Here is a 23300-nt window from a genome sequence, read left to right on the forward strand (position 1 = left end):
AATTTACTGTTTTTCATATCTATCCCAAATTTAAAAACTATATCTTTAAATGTTCCGGTTTTTGGGGAAGATTACACTTAGAGAACTCTAAATAATCATTTTCTTTCAAAACAATATTATGATTTTCAAAGTCGCCATGATACTTTATCAATAAATTTTTAAACTTTGCGTAAGGTAAATCTTCATCTTTTACCACAACAGAAAAATCTAATCCTTCATTTTCTATAATTTGTTCAAAGAAATTGTCATAATTAGTTGTAATAATATGTTGCGGATTTAATTTAAAAATCATTTCATGAAGATTATTATATTTTTCAGTACTGTCTTTATATAGCAGTTCTTTTACAATATCATAATATTCTTTCTCTCCTTTCTCATTGTAGAGTAATTGGGCTATTTTTAGTGCATCATCACCTCTTATTTCCTCATTTAAATTCTTCTTTATTCCTTCAAGCAAACTTCCCCAAAGAGGAAGTCCTGAATCAAGAGATATTCCTGAACCAGCAAATATTACCAATCTGTCAGTAACTATAGCTTCTTTTAAAATTGATATTTTATTTTTTATTTCACCATTCATCATTATAAATTATTCATTGTTTCTTCTATTTTTTAAAAGTACTCAAAATCAGTGATTTTTTTATTAAAAAAAATTTCTTAAAAAAATTATTCAAGAGCAAATCCCCTTATAAAAGCCCACATCTTTAGGAAAGGAAAACCTCTCCCCACCATTTATAAGAATATGAAATTTTGCAGGAACAATTAAATTCAAGTTGAAAGCTGAGTTTGTTTGTGCTGTATGATCTCAATTCTTTTGATATTATTCTAACTCAAAAATTAAAAAAATGAAAAATTATCGATTACAAGAAAAGAGTATCAGAAAAAATGGAATCTTACACATTAGAAATGAACTTTCTTTTTCCTTTTGAAATAATTATTCATTTCAGTCATTGATACAACAGAAAACAAATACGGCTCAACATCATAGTTAAGCCGTATTAATAAAAAAGTAATTATCCCGAATTACTTATATTTTATTTAGTAATAAGCTTTTCAAGCCTACTCATCATTTCATCCTTTTCTTTCAGCATCCTTTCATACAAAGCAATCTTTTCTTCATGAAGTTTGATGATTTCTACCATTGGATTGATGTTGTATGTACCACCGGAATTACCGATAAAAGCCTCATCATGAAATGTGTTCGAAATAATATTGATAGCCTGCTCTTCATCAAAGTTCTTAAAAGCTTCCACAGGAATTTTCAAAGCCTTAGAAATGGCTTCCAACAGATGATCTTCTACAATATCCTTCTGTTCCAACAGAGAAATTTTCTTTTGATTCCAGTCTTCGCCCAGGTCAAAAGCCAAAGCCTCCTGCTTGATGCCCAGCATTTCCCTGAAGCGTTTCACGTTTCTTCCCTGATGTATTTTCTGTTCCATAGCGGTGCGCAAAATTTTATAAGGCTTAAAAGATAAAGCCATTTTGTTAATTCGTCTGAATGAAGGGTAAAGTTAAAAAATTATCCTGTAAATATCCCTTCACCAAGATATTTTATTCCCTGAAAGTATAGCGTATTCAGGCATAAGACCGGAATTTAGTCCTTATATTTTAAATCCTATCCTTATGAAAAAGATAAAAATACTGATGGAAACCGGTTTCTGGGCGACCTATGAAATAGAAGACCCTTTTGAACTGATCCGTGTTTTCTTTACCTACTGTACGGTAGAAGGCTATAAAAACACACTCAATGAGATGATGCTGTATGTCTACAAAGCTGAGGTCTGTAAAAAAGACCGTCCGGGAGAGGTTTTTGATTTCCATACTGCTGTCAGGTCATTTATAAGAGCCGGTTATCTGCTGACCTTCAAGGCAAAAAAATGGAGAGTAAAGAAAGCTCCCGAAGAATGGCAGGTCATGAGCCAGGCTTCCCTGACGAAAGAAGAATATGAAAATCCGTTTCTGGTATTTGCAAAAGCATTTGAATGCAAAACGCCGGAAGCGTATGATTTTTTCCTGAATGAGATTGTTCATGTATCACTTTCTCCTTATAGGGAAGAATTTAATTATGACCTGTTCACTCCATACATTTACTTAGTCAAAATGCTGGATGCTGCGCAGGTGATGAGTGAAAGAGGGGTAAAAAAGATCAGGAAAAAAGTACCGCGTAACTCCGGATAATATATTCCTTTCCGGGATAGAATATCCATTACTCCTTTGTCAGATATAACACGTCGAGTTCTGGCGTGAGCGGGGATTAGCTTTGCTCTTAGAAATATTAAACAAAATACTAAATTCTAAAAACAAAGCTTATGGAAGAATTTGATGACGAATTTGATGATTTATCACAATTTAAAACACTCACTTTTGAAGAGGTAAACCAGGGAGTTCAACGGAACAATGCTTTTGCCGACACCATGATCAGCAAAGATGACTCTCCTGATTACAGAAGCCCGTTTCATGATTACACAAACACACCTTTGGGATATTCTTATCTGACTGACCATCCTGTATCTTCAGTTTTTCCTTCTACAGGATTGGATGAAAAAGGGGAAAAAGGATATGAATATTATGCAGAAGTGCTGCCTTGTGAAACAGGCTCACAGGTATATGGAAGTTATCAGGCTAATGCAAGGAAGAAACAGGCTTTATTCCTGTTTTATGAGAAGCCTGATCCTAACAAATCAAATTTTTCCGGTGACTTCTATATTGCCAAGATGGGAGATTATTTTGTACAGCTCTTCAAGAGGTTTCCTGAACCACTACCCTCATCTGTTGGTGGTAAGTTCTTCAGGAATATTACCTCAATGGAAGATGAAGCGGCTTATCTCGCACAGTTGGCTTATACTTTTGAGAAGGATAACATAGATGCTGCTCTTGTTCATCAGGCTTTAATGAGAGAGTATCAGTTTTATACAGGAGACAGGAAATTTGAAGAGATGATAGGAAATATGTACTCTGTTCCGGCTGATGCCATTGGCTGGTGTGCTGAAAAGTTAGAAGCCTTTAAGCCCACAGAGAAAAATTACAATCCTAAAGCTAAAGATTACTCTCCATTAGTCCCTATTATAGGAGCTGTTAACTTAAACAAGGCTGCACAATTCTTTGAAGACCTGGGAGACAACCCTTTTGTTCAGGGAGCAGAGGCTGCCTTTTCTAAAGTATGGACATTGGTAAAACAGACTGCACGCAAAGTTAAAAATGCTTCTATAGACCATCTGCCTGATGCTTTTAAGAAGCTGATTCATAAAATTACAGGTGTTATCAATGATATTAAATCCTTTCTTACCAATGTAACAGATGATCTTAGTGAAATGGCTAAACAGGGCATAGAAATCCTTAAGCTGGCCAATGCCTTTTATTGCGGCATTAACAGCGGATTGATCAGCCTTATACAGTGTTTACTTTATATTTTAGAATTTCTCTTGCAGCCTATCACTACGTTCTCCTATCAGCAGTATCTTGAAAGAAGAGATTTGATGGAAAAGGCAGAAGATGTGCTGGATTGGGTATCTGAGAATGTCCCAAAATTCTTACAGGGAGTCAAAGACCTTTTTAAAGCCGGCGGAAGTATCTCTCAGTCTGATATGGAAGGGATATTTGATAAGATGAAGGAATATTTTGGTGATATTTCAAGATATACAGTAGCTTTCTATGTGGGTATTGTTGCTTTTGAACTATTGATTAATATTCTGCTTTTAATCTTTACAGAGGGTGCAGGGAATATTGTAAAGGGAGCTACTTATGTACAGAAGGCAGCAAGTTTACTAAAGGTTCTGGCAAGGGAAACAGTTTCTGTAGCAACACTGGGAATTACAGATTTACTGGCTTTTCTTTCAAGATTTATTATTAGATTTGGGAAGGCTTGTGCTAAAGGTTTTGCTGGCTTTGCCAGATTCATTGAAGAATTATTGCAGGGTGCTAAGAATGGAGCTAAAGCAGAAGAATTTGCTGATGAAATTCATGATTTGGAGGAAGTAATAATAAGAGGCAGAAAACTTCAGAAAGGTGGCGGTGATGCAACCAAATCCTTTGCTGAGAATGCAGGAATTAAAATAGAAAAATGGATAAATGAAGCTAAAATCTTTGGACAATCTACAGATTACACCTGTGCTTCAACCTCTTTAAGAATGGTATTGGATGATAAAGGAATTGTTAAAAGCGAAGAATATCTTGCAAAAGCTCTTAATACAGATAAGAATGGTGCTTCTATTTTAGATATTCCAGATGCATTATATAACAGCTACTTAGATGAAGTAGTTTCTATTGCTGAAGGGGACATTAAATTCACTAAGCTATTAGAAAAATTAGAAGACGGAGATAAAGCAATTGTAAGTTTAAGAACAGATGAGTTTAAAGGTCATGCTGTAGTATTGGAAAAAGTGGAAGGTGGAAAGGTATTTTTACGAGACCCTTTGCCTATGAATCAAGGAGCTTCTTATTCTATGAAGATAGAAGACTTTGAGAAGATATTTAATGACAAAGCAGTAATTATAAAAAAATAAAGTGATGACAGAACAAGGAAATATACAATACAATACAAAAGGAGAGAAACCTTTAGAAGGGTATCAGATTGTTAGGGTAAGAAATGTCGCCCACTCAAAAGAAGTACTAAACAATTTTAAGAATGCAGTTTTAACAATCTTAAAAAACAAGAACTTAAGTGATGAAGACCCTAAATGGGAGCAGCTATTACCACAAGGTATAGTAAACAAGATAAGGCAATTGGATGATAATGATAAGAAATATGATGAATTATTAAAAAGCGTAAATATGTCTGTTTATAAATTCCAAAAAATAAGAGAGTGGGAATGGTACAGCTCCCTAGAAACAGAAAAAGGTTTTGATATTATTGTTAAAGGTAAGTTTAATGCTGGGCAATTCATCAACTTTATTCATTGTCAAAATGTTCCTTTAGATGATATCAGGATTATAGATGCGGATAAGCAAGAGTTTTATGAACTGAAAACGATCAGGGATTATACTTCCTATAAGATATTAAAATAGGCTTAAAATAAAAACTTTCTTACGAGAAATAACCATTTCTTTTCTCGGAATGGTTATTTTTTAGCTTACGGCATTTACAATATTCTTATAAGTGCCAGAATTGGATTCAAGAAACTAGGTGTTGAAATTTTAGCCAAAGCAGATGGCTATCTTCTAAAATGGAAAGGAAAACTTATTTTCAAAGGAGATTTTAAAGAAGTAAATGCTTTCTGGAATAAAATTCTGAAACCTAAAATAGGAACTGGAAACTGGAGGGATTTTAAAGTATCTTAAAGTCCTTTCCAGAAATATGGTTGCCCAAGAGCATAGTATGTCTTGTGCAGCAGCATGTATAAGACAGTTGGCTAAAGATAATGGTATTGAATGGACTGAAAAGGCTATTCGAGAGTTTAACAATCAAAACAAAATTTATCAAAATGTAGCTTAACTTATACTGGAATTTTTGTTTGCATATCCACAGAGGATATGGTGGGGATTGTTCGTTTAACGTTTAAAGATAAAGCTCCTGAAATAACCGGGTTTATGGTTCAGAATGATAGAGAAAAATATGATGATTCAAAAAACGACATTATATATTTTACAACCCAAGAAATAATGGATAAAATATTAGAAGAATTGGAGAAAGCAGAAAATTTTTAAAATTAGAAACCTTTCAGAAATGAGCGGTTTTTATGAAAAAAAATATTTTTCCTCTAATTTTGTGTAATTTCTTATAAGGTTATTCCTAATGAATAAGGAATATAGCCATATTCACAAAATAGGTTATAATTTTCTAATAAAACCATTTTTTAAGTAAGAGTAAAAAGGTGGTTTTTATATAATCATAATTTATAATAACAGCTAATAATGAAATATTTTATTTGTTTAATTCTAATCTTTGCAGTACATACTATCTCTTTTTCACAACATAAACAAACTGTAGAAAAAGACATAAAAGAAATCACTAATTTTTTAAAGAACGATAATTTAATTTCATTTTTTAAAAAACATCAAAGTTACAGGCAATTACTGGAGGACTATATGAAAAACGGTGATACATTGCGATATAAGAGAATGTCTGATAGCTCTGATTATAAGTATAATAATGCAATGTATGGCGATAATATTGTAAGAAATTTTCTCAATTGCAAAAAAATATTTACGGTTGATAACAAAAAAATTAAGATTGATTGGAAACATTCTTTTATTAAAGAAATTCTAATAGAAGAAAACAGAATCTCACAAAATGATCTTAATCAAGAAGTTTTTATTCCCGTAAAAGTTTTGGTTTCCAATACTCAAAACAATGACTTATTGATCATTAGTATTAGCTTAATGTATGCTAAATCTGGGCCTCTAATGTCATTTAGAATTCTGGAAGATATACATATTGGGTTTTCTTCCATAAAAGAGTATGTGAAATTTGAAAATGAAAAAATGACAAAACTGTTAACAGATGGAGTGCAGAACGCACATAGAAACGAACTGAAAAGAATAGACAATTCTGAATCCTTTCCGGATAAACAATACCAAAAAACGTATGTCTCGGAAAACAATAATGCCCATAAACTAATCCTGACTTTTGAGACAAAGGAAGATACTACATTTCTACGACTAGTAAATAGGATTATAAATGGTAATCTAAAACATCATAAATCATTTGGACAATGGGGAAACTGGGAAGGAATTATCATCTTTAATCCATATGGCAGTGAAACCACTTGGTATATGTATGAAGAGGAGGAAAAAATAAAATGCTTTTCTATTGATTCCTATATAACAGATATAGACAAACTGGAAATGATTACTTTTAATCAGTCTAATAACCATGAATGATAGAAGTATTGTTTATTAAAAGTGTTTATCACCAATTCAAATTTTATAATCTCCCGGCCCATTATTGCCATTTCCAACCATTTTAGCATCCGTTTCTTCGGGTCTCGTTCGATACTTGTTCGGTAGTTGTTCGGAAAAAACATCTTTTTTCCGAACAACTACCGAAGAGTTCCCGAAGGACTACCGAAGAAAGGTGCAACATGCCCTGTCAAAACCCGTCAAAACCTGCCAAAACCGGTCATAGTTGGCAAGGGTGTTTTAAAGTGAGGAATTCTGCGGTATATTTATCCTGTATTCTTCAAGGTGGTAGAAAATTCCTCTGTAAAAAAGGTTCTTAAGCGGATCTTAAAATGAACAAATAATGAATGTAAATATATCCTTCGTCCTGCATCTTTTATAAGGTACTTCTGATCCAGGCCTAATAGCTATTTATCGGTGCGTTCCAACCCGTTCTCGTATTTCTGCATCTCTATCTATAGAAGGTATGGTCAAACAAAAAAATTACCCTATGAAAACATTATATATACAATTTTTGCTTTTTGTTTCTTCAATATGCATAGCGCAGGTTCCTGTTATAGAAACGGCAGACGGAAAAGGGGGATACGAAAAAAATAATCAGGTGGTTCTTCAGAAACTGAGCATCGAGACAAAGATTATAGGAAATCTTTCCACCCATGTTGTAACGATGGTCTTTAAAAACAATTCAAACCGGCTCAGGGAAGGGCGGATGACCTTTCCGCTTCCTGAAGGGGTGAATGCAAGCGGGTATGCACTGGATATTAACGGGAAACTGCGACAGGCGGTTCCTGTGGAAAAAGAAAAAGCAAAAGAAGTGTATGAGACGATTAAAAAGAGAAATATTGATCCGGGTATTCTGGAAAAGGTTGAAGGAAATAATTTCCGGACCACTATTTACCCGATCGGCGCCAACGGAGGCGAAAGAACCGTTCAGATTACCTATAACAGCGAACTGAAAAAATCAGGGAATGGCTACCTGTATTTTATGCCGTTACATTATCCATCGGAGATTCCTGAATTCACCATCAAAACCACTGTTTTTCAGAATGCTTCGGTACCTCAGCTGGAAGAGAGGCCGAACGGCAGTTTTAATTTTGTACAAAACGGAAAGATCTGGGTAGCGGAAACCCGTAAAGTCAATTATAAGCCCGGAAGTAATTTGAAAATACATTTTCCTCAAAATAATGCCGGACACAGCCTGTTGATACAGAAAGCTTCCGGCGACTCATCTTATTTCCTGGCCAGTCTGGACATCAGTCCATCGGAACGTCCGAAAAAGCTTCCCGGTGAACTGGCCATCGTGTGGGATTGTTCCTTAAGCGGAATAAAACGTGACCATGCCAGAGAATGGGCCTTGCTGGAAGCCTATTTTAAAACCCATAAAAAACTTACGGTAAACACGTATTTCCTCAACAATACGTTTGAAGGCGGAAAAAGTTTTGCTATAAATCATGGAGACTGGAGCGGTTTAAAATCGTATTTAGCACAGGTGACCTATGACGGCGGAACGGACTTCGGATCATTGCAACCCGTAAAAGGAGATGAAATCCTGTTTTTTACTGACGGGCTGGCTTCTTTCGGAGATCTCAGGCTGAACTGGAAACAGCGTGTTTACACCGTGGCCTCTTCGGATCATGTGAATTTTAACCAGTTGAAATTCATAAGCAATAAAACAGGTGGTGAATTTTTGAACCTCATTGAAAATGATCCTAACCAGGAAGTCAGGAAATTGCTGTTCCAGCCACTGAAATTTTTAGGCATTGAAAATAATACTTCCGTTGATGAGGTATATCCTTCACTGAAGCAGACTGTTTCAAACGATTTTGTCCTGACGGGAATTTTAAAAGGAAACAAAACAACGGTTAAGCTGGAATTCGGCTATGGCAATGAAGTCACAGAAACCCGGACGATTAATCCGGATGTAAACGAACAATCTGTGCACGACTGGGAAATCTCTAAATTCTGGGCGCAGAAAAAACTGAACGAGCTGGAAATCTTTGAGCAGCAGAATAAGGATGAAATCAAAAGTTTAAGCCGGCAGTTTGGTTTGGTGAGCAACAGCATGAGCCTGATGGTGCTGGAAAACGTAGAAGATTATGTACGGTATGATATTGCCCCGCCCGCAGACTTAAAGCCACAGTTCGATGCCATGGTGAAGAATAACCGTGCGGCCAAAGATGAAAGAGTAAAAGATCTCCTTGAGGATGCTGAAGACATGACTGAAAAGTTAAAGGCATGGTGGGCAAAAGAGTATCAGCAAAAGCCGAAACGGTATCCTGAACCCAAATCCTATTCTTCAGAAAATGATACGGTAAGGACACTTGATGTCCGGGAAATCGTGGTTACGGGAGTTTCAGGAGTTCAAAGAAGAGATGGAAGTTCGGAAGCCCATGTGGAACGGCAGAATGAGATAGAAGAAGTCGTAATGAATGAGAGGGCTGCAAAAATGGTAAGAATAGAGGCGGTGACTTCTGGTTACGTGGCTGCTACTTCGGAATCCGCAAGGCAAAACCCGCAGATCAGTGTGCGTGGGATGGCTTCCATTGCTTCCTCGAATACAGTTCAGTCATTGCAGGGAAGAGCTGCCGGACTGAAAATCAGCAGCCGTAATACAGCCGAAATGCCTTCTGAAGTTATGAATTCCGGCAGGAGCATGGTGGTGGATGTGGTTTCTCATGAAGAATATATGAAATTCTTTAACGGGATCAGCAATCCGCAAATTCTGTATCAGGCCTATCTCAAAAACAGGAAAGCCTACGAAAATCTTCCGCAGTATTATTTCGATGTTGCCCGGCTGCTGTTTAAAAACAAGGATAAGCAGGCAGGGATGAAGGTACTCAGTTCCATTGCCGATCTTGACCTCGAAAATGAAGAATTGTATAAGTTGTTAGCTTATAATTTGAAGCAGGCCGGAGCTTATGATAAAGAATTGCTGGTTACCGGGAAAGTTCTTGAATGGAGGCCTTTCGATGCTCAGAGCTACCGGGATTATGCCCTGGCTCTGGAAGATAACGGAAAGTATCAGGAAGCTTTGGATCATCTGTATAAGGTATTGACCCAGTCTTATACCAGGGAGCTGGCAGACCGTGATCAGGGGATTGAAGAAATTATTATTATGGAAATCAACCAGCTGATCAGCAGGTACGGAAATCAGCTGGACCTGAAAAAGATCAGTCCGAAAATCATTGCCGATCTTCCGGTTAATATCAGGGTGGTGATCAACTGGAATAAGGATGATACGGATATTGATCTCTGGGTAACGGATCCCAACCATGAACGCTGCTATTATTCTCACAAAGAAACAGAAATCGGAGGAAGGCTGAGTGATGATTTTACCAGAGGCTTCGGGCCGGAGCAGTTCCTGCTGAAAAAAGCCGTCAAAGGAAAATATAAAATCCAGACGAATTTCTTTGGGGAAAGGCAGGCCGGTATTGCAGGGCCGACCGCCATTATGGCCGAGGTGTATATCGGCTATGCTACAGGAAAACAGGAAAGGAAAATTGTAGTATTCCAAAATCAGAAAGAAGATAGAAAAACAGGAGATGACGGCATCCTGATCGGTGAGTTTGAATTTTAATACCGATCGTACAGAACGGTTCCGTTTCAGGTGCTGTGTTTTGATCCATATGTACAGCTGATCATCTCACATCCTGTGATTTTCAATAAATGAAGATGATAATACCATATCTAAGGAGCTTCTTTATATAACGGTTGAGCTATCATAAATAAGACCTTTTGAGCGCTTCCGGCAATCCAAGCGCTCCTTTTTACGTATTTTGCTGTTGATAACAATTTATCAGATGACCATTTAAACTTTAAAACTACTCATACAACTCTGAATCCTCAATACGGCTATTTCTATATATTGGTAAAATGAAAGCAATGAAGACCGAAGATAATTATGAAGCAGCCAATAAGTGTGATGCGGTAAAAATCGAAAACCGCTGTTTCTGTATATTAATATCTATATTTGCTGCTCAGATTATTTTTAATTGATTCACGATAACCATAACTTATTTTTATGAGAAAAATTTTATTCTTTTTGGGTCTTTGTATTTCTCTGTATATTTTTGGACAGGAAAATTTATTGGATACTTCTTACGGAACCAATAACGGATTTACTTCCCATACCTTTTACAGCCCAAGTGGGCAGCCGGCGGGCGGTTTCCAGATTCATGCAACGGTAAAGCTTGCTGATGGAAAAATTTTGGCTATTGGTCCAAGCTTTTTTGTCCGTTTTACAGCCAATGGGGTTTTAGATACAAGTTTTCAGGGAATGGGGTATAAATATTTCTATCCGGACCGTGCCTATGATAAAATAGAACCGGCAAACGATGGAAATTATATCGTCATGAGTGCCGGAGGACTTTTAGAAAAGATTGACGCAGATGGAAATCCTGTCAGCAGTTTCACCACACTCAGCCAGTTAACAACTTTTGTTGATTTTTTTGTAGATCCTTCAGGAAAAACTTATCTTTTAAGAAGAAGCAATTACAATTATACAATTATAAGGTTGCTTCCCAATGGAGCCCAGGATATGACCTTCGGAACCAATGGGCAGATTGCTTTAGGATCAACTTACAGGTATACAAGAATAAAGGTAAATGCTGATAACGAAATTTTTATAGGAGGAAAGCATGAGATTTTTGTTAATAACAGGAAGATTTTAATGACGAAACTGGATTCTAACGGGAATATTGATCCTTCTTTTGGGACCGGCGGGCATTTTATGTATCAGGGTGGGGAATACGTTGGGGATGCAACCTACTTCGAATTTCTTGATGACGGAAAAATTTTAGGATTTACATCCGGAAGCCTTTGTTATGGCAATAACTGTTTTGGACTTATCATGTACCGTCTTTTACCTAACGGGACTTTAGATACCTCCTTTAAAAATACAGGAATTGCCACCATGCCCATACAGTCAAATTCAACTCCTTCAAAATTACAGCGTTTGGAGGATAATACTTTTATGCTTTCAGGGACAGGCATAAGAACCTTTTATGCTCTTAAAATGGATTCTGACGGTAATCTTGATCCTTCTTTTGGTTTAAACGGTAAACTTATCACTCCGGTATTTGGTACAGTTGATGGAACTCCTGTTTATAACCAAGGCTTTGAGATATATGGAAATTCTCTGGTTTTTATCGGAATCTATGGGATCTGGTATAATTGGCAGCAAAGATATATAGGAACGCTCCGCAAATATTTTTTCAATACCGGCAGTTTGGCTGTTAAAGAAACTGAACATCAGAAAATGAGAATATATCCCAACCCCGTTAAGGAAACGTTATATATTCAGTCGGGTGAAATCGTATTGGGCTATGAGATTTATGATATGAGCGGAAAAAAAATAGACCGAAAAAATCAGATTTTTATTCACTCTGTTGATGTAAGTGATTTAAATGCAGGAGTGTATCTTTTAAAATTACAGACAGGAAAAGGAACAGTGACTTCCCGGTTTTTAAAGAAATAGCTTCTTTAAACTGAGTTTCTTTAATGTATTGGAGAGCTCCTGATGCGATATAAATGGGGAACAGTAAGCCAAATTCAAAATATTTCCAGCATGCCATTAGAGAGCATTTTCTTTTTATCTTTGCTCTATTGAAAAAATAACAGTATGAGTATTCACATCAGTGCCGGCAAAGGAGAGATTGCCAAAGTGGTATTGCAGCCGGGAGATCCGCTCCGTGCACAGTTTATTGCCGAAAAATACCTGGACAATGCAGAATTGGTCAGCAAGACAAGAGGGATTTTTTATTATACAGGCTTTTATAAAGGGAAAGAAATTACGGTAGGAGCCAGCGGCATGGGCTTTCCGAGCATCGGGATTTATTCTTTTGAATTATTTACCGAATATGAAGTCGATACCATTATAAGAATCGGAACCTGCGGGGCTTACAGTACCGATCTTAAGCTTTTTGATATTCTGAATGTTGAAAATGCGGCGAGTGAAAGCACATATGCGAAATATGCATGGGAAATTGAGGAAGAAATACTTTCCCACCAGGGAACTATTTTCGATACCCTGAACCGGACGGCTGAAGAGCTTTCGTTAACCGCAAAAGCCATCAATGTCCACAGCAGCGATATATTCTACCGCAAAGACCCTAGTATCCCTGCGATTGCTACTAAGTACAACTGTCCTGCTGTGGAAATGGAAGCTTTCGGATTATTTGCCAATGCACAGCATTTGGGGAAAAATGCGGCTACTCTTCTTACTGTAACGGATATTATCCCCACCCACGAGAAAATTTCCGCAGATGAAAGGGAAAGAGCCCTTAAGCCTATGATGGAGCTGGCGCTGGAATCGGCCATTAAAGGACTGTAAAAATTATTATAATCTGTTTCGATATACAAAAAGAGCTTGGCAGATATGCTGAGCTCTTTTTATATATTGAAAAATTTCCTGGTTGTTTTTGTGGTTTCATCTGCCACTTCAGAAATACTGATTTTTTTTATACGGGCAATAGCCTGTGCCACATAGGGTAGAAACGCAGGTTCATTTCTGCGGTGTTGTACCCGTGGCCTATTTTTCGGCAGCATAAACGGTGCGTCAGTCTCGATCATCATACGGTCGAGCGGAACATACCGGATTACTTCTTCCAGATGGCTGAACCGGTTTTGATCACTTACCGCTCCCGTGAATCCCAGGTAAAAACCTTTATCCAGGTAGATTTTTGCTTCATTCAGCGTTCCGGTAAAGCAGTGGACAACCGCTTTCAGAATTGTAACGATACTCATCAGTAATATCATTAAACCTTTTGAAAGCAGATCTTTCATGCAGGAAAAGCGGCTTGTTGACTTCAATCGACAATTCGAGCTGTGCACGGTAACACGTTTCCTGAACAGGCCTCGGTGAAAAATCGCGGTCAAAATCCAGTCCGCATTCCCCCACAGAAACCACATGGTTCTGTTGCAGCAATGTTCTGAGCTCCTGAATGCTCTGACCCGTAAAAGACTTCGCGTCGTGAGGATGAATGCCTGCTGTGGAATATAAAATTCCAGGATACTCTTCTGCAATCCCTGCAGATTCCCTGCTTCCATGTACGCTTGTACCGGTAAGGATCATCTGATCCACACCTTGATCCAGGGCACGGTTGATAATTTCTTCATGTTCTTTGTGAAACTGTCTATTCGTTAAGTTGATACCGATGTCAATCAGTGTATTCATTTTTTGATGTTTGATGAATTAAAAAATATCTTGTCACATGCGCCCGGCTTATTGAGCTTTTAAACGATTTCTCGGAATAAAAACTCCTGTACTCAGAATCTATTCTTCCGTTAACTTCCCTTGTGATTTTAGCCCGGATTAATTTCCTTCTATTTTTTCTTTGTTTAAAGAATCTGACAGTTTCACTAAGCTGATCTTCGATTTCAGACTTTTCCGTTCTTCTCCATTTTTTATTGCCGTACTTTTTCATATAGGGTGGAATCTTACCCCATTCATAACTTCTGAAAGTCCCTTTATTGTATATGTTTTTCATTGTTTTATTTCAATGGGAATTTAGTCTAAAACCTGGACAATATTTAACAAAAAATTAATCAATCCGTTTGTTTTATGTTATTCAGATCCAAAGTGGCTGCCCGATACAGCAATTATTTATTAATAAAAACTTCTAGAAAGCCGATCAGCTCCGTGCCGCCGTGACTCCACCGGATGCCGTGACCTTCCTTTTCCCGTACCTCAAAAACGAGTCCATGCTTGTAATGAAAGAATACATTCCACCAGGTCTTATGATCGAGGATGTAATGGATTTTTTCCGCCACTTTCTGCAGCTTTTGCTCATTGTTTCCTTGTATATCGCCCCAAAACGGGCTATCTGTTCTACCCGCATGTTTTTCCCAAGCCCGTTGTGCTGTGGTGATTTCTTGGTTAAAAGGCTTTTCGCAGGCTTCGATCAGGACGGACCGAAGCGGAGGAATTGCATTTTCATCCCGGATGCTTGCGGGTGTTAGCCGTTGTCCCAAAATATTCAGCCAGTGTTCGAAGGGAAGTTGCTCCAGCTGCTGTGCTTTATATTGATCAGTATTTTGGCTTTCAAGAATAGGGATGAATGCCGTAAAGTTGCTGTTCCGGTCAACCGGTATTTCCTCATTAAAGAATGGGCGGTCCCAGTTTAAGGTCTGGTTTTTAAACTTCTGAATGTTGTCAGTGAGGGATTGCAGGTGTTCATCATAGAGTAGGGCTTTATATTTTTCCTTCCATTCCTCAGTGCATAACGAAATACAGCGCTTAAATAATTCCATGATTGCCTGTTTTTGATCGGATTATTGATATTCTGTTTGACAAAATTAAAAATCCGGTGCTATTTATAATCAATCCTTACCGAAAAGTTTTGTTCTCAGAGAAATAATTTTATTTTTGTTCTATGCCGGAAAACAAAAGCCCGTTTTTAGATACTTTATTTCTGCTTCGTAAAGAAGGATGTCTTACCATTTTCACCCATATCAAGGAAATTTCAGCGCAGGAAGAGCAAAAAGTTGCGGATTATTTTGAATCTGAATTTGACAGGGAACGGCTGGAATTTTTGTCGGATCAGATTGATTACGACAGGGAAGCAGCCGTCTGGGCTGCAAAAGTTTTGTATCATAGTGCACAGCTCTATCTGGTGAGAAAAAATACGGCAAAGGATTTATCTCAGTTCATTCCTCAATATAAAGGAAAAAGAAATGTTCCTTCCCTATTATCCGCAGACTTATCATTAAGGTTTTTACCGCAGATCATGGCGGTACTGCAGAATGCCGATCCGGAAGATCCTTTAATCAGGCTATTGGAAAATATTTTAATGGAATTCCATTATTCGGCAATTGGTTTTGATATAAACCTGGAAAGAGTCAATTGGGAAGAAGAGCTGAAAGACGCAACCTACCGGAAATTATATCTTGAACGGATAGTAGAAAAAAAAGATGATAAACTGGCTGAGATTCCTTATATCAATCGTTTGCTGATAGCGGAATTCGGTCTGCATAAAGATATGTTCTGGAGGGAATTAAAAGAAGTTAATCATTAATCCTGATGTCCTGATACGATAAATGGACAGTAAAGAAAACAAAAACTATAAATACAGAAGAGAATGACTCATCATATTGATAAATTAAACAAGGTCCTGTCATATGTCAAAGATACTTACGTTGGAAAGAATGACGTGGTAGACCTCCTGGGAATCTGTCTGCTGGCCAGGGAAAATGCTTTTTTATACGGGCCTCCCGGAACAGCAAAATCAGCCATTGTAAGAACGTTATCCCGATCCGTAGCAGACGGAAAAAACTTTGAGTACCTTCTGACACGCTTTACCGAACCCAATGAAATTTTCGGCCCGTTCGATATCAGAAAGCTGAAGGAAGGCGAGCTTCTCACCAATACGGAAGGCATGATGCCGGAAGCCTCAATGGTTTTCCTGGATGAGATTTTCAACGCAAATTCTGCCATTCTGAATTCCCTTCTGATGGCTCTGAACGAGAAAGTCTTTAAAAGAGGAAAAGAAACCAGGCACCTGCCGGCACTGATGTTTGTAGGAGCCAGCAACATCCTTCCGGAAGATGAAGCGCTGAATGCCCTGTTCGACCGTTTCCTGATCCGTATTAATGTAGATTATGTACATCCTGAACTTCTTCAGCAGGTGCTGCTGGCCGGAAGAAAACTGGAAAACAATACCGAATCTGACGTACCTGAAATTCTTTCATCCGAGATCAGGGAACTTCAGAACCTGTGTAAAACCGTCGATTTAAAACCGGTTTATGAAGTCTATCTGAATACCATCATCAATCTGAGAAATACAGGAATTGCCATTTCCGACCGTAGAGCCGTGAAGTTGCAGAACCTGATCGCAGCGAGTGCATTGATCTGCGGAAGGAATGAAGCGATTCTGTCAGATTTATGGATACTGAAACACATCTGGGATACTGAAGAACAGATTGAAATCCTGGAAGGGATCATCAACAGGACCATTGAAAAAGACGATAACCCGGCATCCCATCCCCAGGCATTACGGAACAAGGCTCCAAACCCGGAAGAGGTGATGAAAGATGTGAAAATCCTGGTCGGAAAATGGGAAAGTACAACGCTGAGTTTTGAAGAACAGAATGTGATCAAGGATAAACTGAGATATCTCCAGACCCGCTGTGACTGGATCAGAAATCCTGAACAGAAACAATATATTCAACAGGAAATAGAAAGTTTATGGCAAAAGATCCTTCACAGCGCCTAAAAGAATTTTGGGCAGAGCTTCCGCGTAAAGATGAAGACTTTTTAGGATCCGTGCGCGACTGGAAGAATATCCGGCTGGCAACGGATGATAACGTGATCTGGCTGAAAGGCTTCACGGATGAACAGGCAGCTTCAACTGAAATACAGCAATTGCCGGATTTGTTGCTATACGAATTAAGAGAAGGGCTTTTATTTCGCAGAAATGCTTTGGTTCCAAGTAAAAAAGTAAGAACAGCCTTGCTCTGGAATCCTATTGATAAGGCCTTGCGTTTAACACTTCCTCCGTCAAACCAAAATTTTTTCGGGATTGATGAACATGTTGGAATTAAATTAAAACCCAGTGAAGAAGAGCAGCCTGCCATTGCTTTATTATGCTCCATAGCCGATATTAAAGAGATGATTGTGGCTTTGCCAAAATTTAAACTGGAAAAACTGGACTGGATTGTTATTAATGATAAAGCGCTGTTTCTGGGAAGTCCTGTGCTGAGTTTCCCGGGAAAAACCTATTGGACGAAAGACAACCATCTTTTGCCGGCAGGTTTTGATTTTGAGTTTAAAAATTTAAGTTCTGTACTGCAGAAGAAATATAATGCAAGCCAGGATCAATGGCTTTTATGGAGTGAAAAAGGAAATGTTTTGCCCCTTAATAAAAATGATTTCCGGAAATTATCTGTAAGCTCATTCCGCCTGACTGAAAAATCACAATCATGGAAGTGAAAAACTATTTCCAATCCTATGAACATTATTTCTGGGAATGGGTGACTGATGAAGATGTCCCGGATCCTTCAGGCTATGATGAAAGCAACCTTGTTTCAATCCCAAATGTTGGAGCTATTGCGTACCGGCATTATATCGTGGAAGTGTTGAAAGAACTGAAAGATCAGGGTTTGCCTCCGTTCGGCTCTTTGCTTTTGGTGCTATATGCCCTTCAGGATGGCTACCTGAATATGGATGGTCTTTTCTACCATTTAAACAGGCAGATGAGAAATCCTGTAGGAGAAGAGATCAGAAATGATATAGAATCTGCCATTAATTTTTTAGAGAATTTGAATAGCGTAGGAGATTCTTTTAAAAGGGGACAGAATAAAATCCTTCTTTTAAGATCTGTTTTTAAAGATAGTCACAATCTGATTTCTTTTGAAGCTTCGCATCTCATGATTAAAAGGTTTGAGAAAAGACCCTATTTGATATCAGAAGCTGCCGTTCAAAATCATCTCAACAGATCGGTCGTGAGCAAAGATTTTAAAATTCTTGCTTTACTCCATAAGAAATTTCCAACGACTGATGCAATCATCGATTCCATAAAAGATAATGCTGATCTTCCTGAGCTTGAAGATGGAATGGTGGAAGAACCGAATATTACCGAAACCGGTAAAGATTTTATTCAGGAATTGATAGAAGAGCCCAAAACATTCCAGGTCGGAAGCTTAATTAAAAGAATCTGGAGCGGCCTGAAAATTCCGATGCGGCATCTTTCTCCCGGAGAGCAGCAGATCGGAGGGATTTCTGATATGACCAACAAAGGCGATTTCCATAGGATGCTTTTGTCAGAATTTGCCAATGAAGATGAGGTATTTATGAACCGTGTTGCAAATAACGAAACGTTATACATGCAACGGGAAATTCCGCCTGAAGAAAATATTTTTGAAAGAATTATCTTAATCGATACTTCCCTGAAAAACTGGGGAACCCCGAAAGTATTGGCTTTTGCCTCAGCCATAGCCGTCATCAAGCATCCGAAGGCAAATTCGGAATGCAAAGTGTTTACTTTGGGACAAACCATGGTGCCGGTTTCTTTGGATACAACGGAGCAGGTCATCGAAAACCTGCATCAGGTGAGCCCGGTTCTGGAAGTTTCCGAGACACTTGAAAAGTTCTTTAATGATGAACATATAGGAAAAGACTTGGAGGTTTTTTTCATTACGCATCAGGAAAATGTAGCTCACGGGAATCTTCAGAAAGTGATTCATGAAAACCGTGACCGGCTGAAATTCCTGGTGACAACTTCCTCAGATGGCGAACTGAATTTTTTCAGACATCAAAAGGGAACAAGAAAGCACATTCAGAAAATTCTTCTTCCGCTCAAAGAGCTGTGGGCAAACCCTCCAAAACAGAAATCAGGAAGTTTTGTGTATGGCAACGGCATTAAAGCTTTGGTCCCTGTCAATTACCCAATATTGTTTCCGACACCGAAAGACCGGATCGCCGTATTTTTATACGAAGGGGAGTTTTATATGTTAAGCAATAAAAAGCAACTGCTGAGAACCTATTTATCAGATAACTATTACAACAAAAATATTTACCAGAATTCCAGTATCGAAAGAGGCTGTGAAGTATTGATGGAAGATATTTCAGTGAGAACGAGAGGGTATTTTGCCCTGGCCAGGAATAAATCCGGAAACTATGTTCTGGCTCAGTATCAGCCGGATAGGAAAATACTGTCCAGGCTGAACCTCAATACGAAAGAATATTCCGAACTTAACCTGACCGGACAAAATATTCCCTTAGGATTTACGCTGATGTATTTTGATAAAAATTTCTATCTGCATAATGAAAATGCCCTTCTTATTTTTAAAATCAGTATAGAAGGGAGTATTTCTATGGAGCAGGTCAGTAATAAGCATGAAATTTCTAAAAGCGATCTCAGGAGCAAATCTGAAATGCAAAGATTAAGGTATAGAGGGATAAAAATTTTAAACAATTTTACCGGTATCGGGATTAATGCATCGGATGAACTGGTTATAGCTAAATGGGCTTTAATGAGAAAAGATGAACATGTGTATAAATTTGATAGGAATACGCAGAATATTACGGTCTGGGCGGGTCAGAATAAAAACAGATTCACTTTTGAAGATGGCAGTGAGATCATAACAGATCATCGCGGAATGGTGACTTTTATAAGCAGCAATAAAAATATTCCTACCTTTTATCTGCCGTCTACCTATTACGGCTATCTGGCATTGGCGACTGAAAAAGAATTCGGCGGCTCGGAATATTACCTGCCTAAAGAAACAAAACTGAAAGTCAGGGAGATGGACGATATGTATTCTGATTATATGGAAGCCTATATCAAACATATTTTGGAGTATGGAACTTAGAATTACGCCTTTCCCAAAGAATAAATATCCTAAAAAAGGACTTTTAATCAAAGGGCCTTCGTCTTTGACATGGCTTCATGAAATGGAAATTTTAGGGATCGATTTAAATGAAGTTCAGTCATTTCCGATTCCGTCAAATGAACCCAATGTTTTGTACGGATGCTTTTTGATCTTTAAAAATATTGCCCCTTCTGAAATTGGGAAAAACACTTATTTGCAATGTGTTGATGATCGGCTTTTTATTCCTGAAAACACCACTTTTTATCCGAAGATAAATCCTGAAGACTGGCAGAATATAACTGCAGAATATCTCATTATGCATCCTGATTTCGGATTGGTGAAATTAAATGAAGAAATCGATTGGATTTCATTAATCAAAGATCCGGAACCGTCGGCAGATAAGGTACGTAAACCCTTGAATGGCGTAAGGATTCCTCAGAACATTGAGAGCTACGCTGTAGAAATGGATGATGATAAAGTCCTGGAATCCCTCCAGAAGCCACAGGCTGAAGAAGAATGGATGAAAAATCTTCCTTTTGACCTGAAAAAAGTAATGGCCGGAAATAAGAAGGAAATTGAAAAGTATTTGAAATATATTGAAAAATATCCTGACCGGGCAGTAGAATTAGGAGTTCCGTTAGATATTATGGGAACATCAAGAGGCAACGGTTTTGGGAAGTTTAATTTCTTAGAAAAAATAAGGCTAGGAAAATTATTTGGAGGTAATGGCGGGGGACGTTTTTTTTACCCCGGAAAATACGGATGGGTCCTGTGGTCGATATTCATTATTGTAGCTGTGGTGTGGTTTTCCCTGTATCGTATTATTGAATCTTCTCCGTCTCAGGAGATAAATTCTTCCGGTAAAATTTCAGAGATTGATGAAAGTATGACTTACCCTATAGTGGCCTATCAGTCAGGGGTTACGGATATAGACCTGAAGATTGATTCCATGTATGGACGGAAACGCCGGGAATTGTTGAATGAACATTTAAGGGCGAAAAGCTGGTATCGGAATTCTGATGATGCAGACAGTTACAAAGAATATCTGAAAAACGGAGGCCGGCCTATTGAAAAAATTTCTGAAGAAATAGATTTTACCGCCAGGAAAATCAGGAATTCCGAAGATTCACTTAAAAGAGCCTATGCTAAAAAAATTGTGAAATACGTAGCCCAGACTAAAGAAAAGTATAAGAAAAAAATTACAGATTCACTGAGTAAAATAAGCTCCGGGAAGCCTGCCGATAAAGGGATCGTGGCAAAGAAATGGAAGAAGAAGCAGGTCCTGATTGAAGATTCTCTGGGACGGCTCTATGGCACGAAAGAATATCCGGAACCTCCTGTCATTTCTGATCAGGCTAAAAAGACCCAGACATTTGAAAAGGCAGGTCACGATAAAGAACACCCTATTCTGGAAATCGTTTTTTTAATTATTCTGATGACGGGAATTGTCGGGCTGTACTCATTTATCATAAGAAAAAAACCTTTGAATATCGGAGGTAATAATGTTTCCGGCCGGGTTAAGATCATGCTGGTTGTTATTCTAACAGGCATGCTGGTGTACCTGTTTTATCCGCTTATTGAAATGTTCGGCTATAACTGGTTTGTATGGGTTCTTATTATCGGTGTTGCATTTCTTCTTTATCGTTTGTTCAGTGAAGATAAAACCATTTTAAAATCAGAGAAAGATGAATAAGCAGAAGTTTATAGAGAAATTCATAGCGGCATTTTTCCTGTTGGTGATCCTTAAAATCATTGGAATTATTGCCCAACTGTTTCACGAGGGGTTCTGGAGCGTCATGGGAACTCTCGCCATTTTCCTGATTATCGCCGTAGTCATTTTTATGGTTCTTAAAAATCTTGAGAATAAAGAAAAAGAAAGAAACTCATCTGGTTACAAAGGCGGGTCCGGCAGTGAAAATTTTTATGTAGAATCATCGCTTTTCGACCGGATCCGGAATACATATGAAGAGCTTGCCCAAAAATATATTGCCGAAAAAGACTATAAAAAAGCAGCGAAGGTGTACATAAATCTTCTTCAGGATCATTACCGCGGTGCCAAAACCCTGGAGAAAGGTGGGTTTTATAATGAGGCAGCCGTTATTTACCTGAAAAAATTAAAAAATAAATCTGAAGCAGCGCAATGTTATGAAAAAGCCAGGCAGTACAGAAAAGCAATTGATCTGTATAAAGAACTTGAGCAGAAGGAAAAAGTCGGCGATCTGTACAGGGAAATTAACGATGTAAAAAGTGCAAATACTTATTATCAGATGGTGGTAGATGATTACGTACATAACCATCAGATGGTAAAAGGTTCTTTGATCTACCGTAAGAAAATGGAAATGCCGGATGAAGCACAGAAAATTTTGTTGAAAGGCTGGGAAGAAGATCGTGATGCATTCAATTGTCTGAATAATTATTTTGCCAATGTTACAGATGTTAAGAAGCTCGGACGGGAAATCCGGAATCTATATCAGAAGACTTCTTCAGAACAGAAAATCATCTACCTTGAAGCCATGAAGCATGAATTCAGGAAAAGTTCTGACCTCCGGGAAACCACCAGGAATATCGCTTATGAGATCATAGCTGATAAGATAAATACCCATTCAGAAATCGTCAATGAACTGAAACATTTTAATCCTCAGGATGAAGTGATCTTAAAGGATATTTCGAGATATAAAACCGGAAGGAACAGGATGTTCAGGAATTGATGTCTGACAGATGACACAAAAAGACAGAAACTGATTAACCCCTCGGCTGAAGCTTTCGAAACTACAGGATTTTATGATCCCGGTCAATAAAAATTTTAAAATACTGAACAAAACATTTATCTTTGCCCCAATAAAATTATGACAATACAAAGAGCACATATCAATGTAAATCTATGCGAAAGCCCTTCGGTAAAGGGATTATTCGGATATGACTGGATGATATGGAATGAGGCGAAATGTGCTTGCTTTGAAAATTATTTACAATAAAACCTGTAAAATTTAATCAAAACATAGTAAAAACGCCTCGGTAGACGGGGCGTTTTTGTGTTTTTAAGGCAGAAATTATTTAGAATGAAAAAAAATAAACAGAAAAGTGAAAATTATTTAACCAACAATGAACAATTAATACGGAAATAAAGCGTGATCAATAACCCAATGAGAGACAGTCAT

General features: G+C 37.9%; 18 protein-coding genes and 1 pseudogene. 14 read left to right on the forward strand and 5 right to left on the reverse strand.

The annotated features are described in order from the left end of the window. Positions 1–37 precede the first annotated feature (37 nt). The gene (locus tag MKJ01_RS07780) at positions 38–580 is read right to left on the reverse strand and encodes an SIR2 family protein (RefSeq protein WP_241613173.1); all 543 of its coding nucleotides are present in this window, start codon (positions 578–580) and stop codon (positions 38–40) included. Between the two features lie 451 nt (positions 581–1031). Continuing rightward, positions 1032–1436, reverse strand: a complete 405-nt coding sequence (locus MKJ01_RS07785) for a helix-turn-helix transcriptional regulator (RefSeq protein ID WP_241613174.1) — start codon at positions 1434–1436, stop codon at positions 1032–1034. Between the two features lie 184 nt (positions 1437–1620). On the opposite strand from MKJ01_RS07785, the gene MKJ01_RS07790 reads away from it, so the two are divergent. From MKJ01_RS07790 to deoD, 8 genes are all read left to right on the forward strand, one after another. Then, entirely contained in the window at positions 1621–2175 is a 555-nt protein-coding gene (locus MKJ01_RS07790; RefSeq protein WP_241613175.1) for a hypothetical protein, read from the forward strand. A 131-nt stretch (positions 2176–2306) separates the two neighbouring features. Beyond that, positions 2307–4499, forward strand: a complete 2193-nt coding sequence (locus tag MKJ01_RS07795) for a cysteine peptidase family C39 domain-containing protein (protein ID WP_241613176.1) — start codon at positions 2307–2309, stop codon at positions 4497–4499. 4 nt (positions 4500–4503) lie between these two features. Continuing rightward, complete coding sequence (locus MKJ01_RS07800) at positions 4504–5001, forward strand: hypothetical protein (RefSeq protein WP_241613178.1); 498 nt, start codon at positions 4504–4506, stop codon at positions 4999–5001. A gap of 465 nt (positions 5002–5466) precedes the next feature. After that, positions 5467–5640, forward strand: coding sequence for a hypothetical protein (locus MKJ01_RS07805; protein WP_241613180.1), 174 nt, complete (start codon positions 5467–5469; stop codon positions 5638–5640). A gap of 207 nt (positions 5641–5847) precedes the next feature. After that, complete coding sequence (locus MKJ01_RS07810) at positions 5848–6816, forward strand: hypothetical protein (RefSeq protein WP_241613181.1); 969 nt, start codon at positions 5848–5850, stop codon at positions 6814–6816. A gap of 508 nt (positions 6817–7324) precedes the next feature. After that, positions 7325–10411, forward strand: a complete 3087-nt coding sequence (locus tag MKJ01_RS07815) for a VIT domain-containing protein (protein ID WP_241613183.1) — start codon at positions 7325–7327, stop codon at positions 10409–10411. Positions 10412–10855: 444 nt separating this feature from the next. Beyond that, on the forward strand, positions 10856–12310 hold the full coding sequence (locus tag MKJ01_RS07820) for a T9SS type A sorting domain-containing protein (protein ID WP_241613185.1): 1455 nt from the start codon (positions 10856–10858) through the stop codon (positions 12308–12310). Positions 12311–12454: 144 nt separating this feature from the next. Beyond that, positions 12455–13165: a purine-nucleoside phosphorylase gene (gene deoD / locus MKJ01_RS07825; RefSeq protein WP_241613187.1), complete on the forward strand. Its 711-nt coding sequence runs from the start codon at positions 12455–12457 to the stop codon at positions 13163–13165. Between the two features lie 59 nt (positions 13166–13224). Here deoD and MKJ01_RS07830 read toward each other — a convergent pair. The 3 genes and pseudogenes from MKJ01_RS07830 to MKJ01_RS07840 all read right to left on the reverse strand — a co-directional run bounded on the left by MKJ01_RS07830 (position 13225) and on the right by MKJ01_RS07840 (position 15084). Next, a pseudogene (locus tag MKJ01_RS07830) lies at positions 13225–14008 on the reverse strand (TatD family hydrolase). Then, entirely contained in the window at positions 13992–14321 is a 330-nt protein-coding gene (locus tag MKJ01_RS07835) for a hypothetical protein (protein WP_241613193.1), read from the reverse strand. The pseudogene MKJ01_RS07830 and the gene MKJ01_RS07835 overlap by 17 nt, the downstream one beginning before the upstream one ends. 112 nt (positions 14322–14433) lie before the next feature. Continuing rightward, on the reverse strand, positions 14434–15084 hold the full coding sequence (locus MKJ01_RS07840) for a hypothetical protein (protein WP_241613196.1): 651 nt from the start codon (positions 15082–15084) through the stop codon (positions 14434–14436). A 122-nt stretch (positions 15085–15206) separates the two neighbouring features. On the opposite strand from MKJ01_RS07840, the gene MKJ01_RS07845 reads away from it, so the two are divergent. The 6 genes from MKJ01_RS07845 (at position 15207) to MKJ01_RS07870 (ending at position 22850) form a co-directional block, all read left to right on the forward strand. Continuing rightward, positions 15207–15848, forward strand: coding sequence for a hypothetical protein (locus tag MKJ01_RS07845; RefSeq protein WP_241613198.1), 642 nt, complete (start codon positions 15207–15209; stop codon positions 15846–15848). A 63-nt stretch (positions 15849–15911) separates the two neighbouring features. Next, the gene (locus tag MKJ01_RS07850) at positions 15912–17045 is read left to right on the forward strand and encodes an AAA family ATPase (protein WP_241613199.1); all 1134 of its coding nucleotides are present in this window, start codon (positions 15912–15914) and stop codon (positions 17043–17045) included. After that, on the forward strand, positions 17018–17761 hold the full coding sequence (locus MKJ01_RS07855; protein ID WP_241613200.1) for a hypothetical protein: 744 nt from the start codon (positions 17018–17020) through the stop codon (positions 17759–17761). The genes MKJ01_RS07850 and MKJ01_RS07855 overlap by 28 nt, the downstream gene beginning before the upstream one ends. Beyond that, positions 17752–20142 (forward strand): hypothetical protein, encoded by a 2391-nt coding sequence (locus MKJ01_RS07860; protein WP_241613201.1) that lies wholly within the window; start codon positions 17752–17754, stop codon positions 20140–20142. The genes MKJ01_RS07855 and MKJ01_RS07860 overlap by 10 nt, the downstream gene beginning before the upstream one ends. Further along, positions 20132–21835: a hypothetical protein gene (locus MKJ01_RS07865; RefSeq protein WP_241613202.1), complete on the forward strand. Its 1704-nt coding sequence runs from the start codon at positions 20132–20134 to the stop codon at positions 21833–21835. Before MKJ01_RS07860 ends, MKJ01_RS07865 begins: the two co-directional genes overlap by 11 nt. Then, complete coding sequence (locus MKJ01_RS07870; protein ID WP_241613203.1) at positions 21828–22850, forward strand: soluble NSF attachment family protein; 1023 nt, start codon at positions 21828–21830, stop codon at positions 22848–22850. The genes MKJ01_RS07865 and MKJ01_RS07870 overlap by 8 nt, the downstream gene beginning before the upstream one ends. Positions 22851–23300: the final 450 nt, after the last annotated feature.

It is taken from the genome of Chryseobacterium sp. SSA4.19 (genome assembly GCF_022601875.1).
In the GTDB taxonomy this organism is placed as follows: domain Bacteria; phylum Bacteroidota; class Bacteroidia; order Flavobacteriales; family Weeksellaceae; genus Chryseobacterium.